The organism is Actinomadura sp. SCN-SB (assembly GCF_043906805.1).
Taxonomy (GTDB): Bacteria; Actinomycetota; Actinomycetes; order Streptosporangiales; family Streptosporangiaceae; genus Spirillospora.
In genome coordinates this window covers 1-799 of sequence record NZ_JBIMPP010000174.1, presented here as the reverse complement: position 1 = coordinate 799, position 799 = coordinate 1, and the positions used below count along the sequence as shown (strand labels likewise).

The 799-nt window shown below is 63.2% G+C and carries 1 protein-coding gene; it reads left to right on the top strand.

Annotated features, from left to right (window positions below; genetic code table 11):
* Window positions 1–745, top strand: a 745-nt coding sequence (locus ACGWYJ_RS38920; protein WP_395111719.1) for an IS3 family transposase, incomplete at its 5' end; no start/stop codon positions are given.
* Window positions 746–799: the final 54 nt, after the last annotated feature.

Here is a 799-nt window from a genome sequence, read left to right as displayed (position 1 = left end):
GCGACTCAAGGCGATGATCGAGGCAGTATTCGCCGCCAACCACGAGACTTATGGGTATCGGCGCGTCCATGCGGTGCTGGCCCGCTCGGGCGAGGACGCCTCGCTGGAGTTGGTGCGGCAGCTGATGCGCGAGCTTGGGCTCCGGCCGGTGCAGCCGCGGCCGTGGCGGCCGGTCACCACCCTGGCCGGCGATCCGGGCGGCCTCCCCGACCTGGTCGACCGGGACTTCACCGCGACGCGGCCTGGGACCAAGCTGGTCGGGGACATCACCTACATCCCCACCTGGGAAGGGTTCCTGTATCTGGCGACCGTTATCGACTGTCATTCGAAGATGGTGGTCGGATGGGCGATGGCCGACCACTTCAAAACCTCACTCATCACCGCCGCCCTGGATTCTGCGGCCGGGAGTATCCACATTGAGGAAGGCTGCATCTTTCATAGCGATCGCGGGTCGAACTACACCAGCGACGAGTTCGGCCGGCATCTGGGCAAGAGGCACAAGATGCGGCGCTCGGTCGGCAGGACAGGCGTGTGCTGGGATAATGCAATGGCCGAGTCGTTCTTCGGCGCGTTGAAGAACGAGTGGCTCAACCGTATGGTGTTTGCCACACGAGCCAAAGCCCGGCGCGCGGTTGTGCAGTACATCGAAGGCTTCTACAATCGACGCAGGCTTCATTCCGCGAACGGGTACCGGACACCACTTGAGGTCCATACCGAGTACCTGAACCGACAGCAAGCAGCGTAGATCTGCCCGCAGATCACCAGCCAAGAAGCTGTCCGGAAAACGCGTGGCCCCTCA